1 pseudogene is annotated in these 264 nt (G+C 39.4%); it reads right to left on the bottom strand.

Annotated features, from left to right (window positions below):
• Positions 1-33: 33 nt before the first annotated feature.
• Positions 34-156, bottom strand: a pseudogene (locus CPJCM30710_RS17595) (IS200/IS605 family transposase); the annotation flags it as partial.
• Positions 157-264 lie beyond the last annotated feature (108 nt).

Genomic DNA, 264 nt, shown 5'->3' with positions numbered 1-264 from the left:
GTTACTTTTGCCACCCATTAATGGGTAAGTTTATTACACGCTACCCTTAAAAGGGTCTTCGTACTCCTTAACGCTTAGCTTATCTTTCATTTGATCTTCTTTTTCTTGTTCTTGTATATATTTTCTTATAGTTGCTTCATTTAGGCCTACTGTGTTGGATAAGTCAGAACCCTTTCGGGTTCCTTCTCTCCTAAGAACCGTGCTTGAAGGTTTCCCTTCACACGGCTCACGCATTCTTAACCTTCAAATCTTTCATTTGCGTCA

This window comes from Clostridium polyendosporum, from assembly GCF_018332455.1.
GTDB lineage: Bacteria > Bacillota > Clostridia > Clostridiales > Clostridiaceae > Clostridium_AY > Clostridium_AY polyendosporum.
The sequence above is the reverse complement of the archived record's forward strand: the minus strand, read 5'-3'. Positions and strand labels throughout refer to the sequence as shown.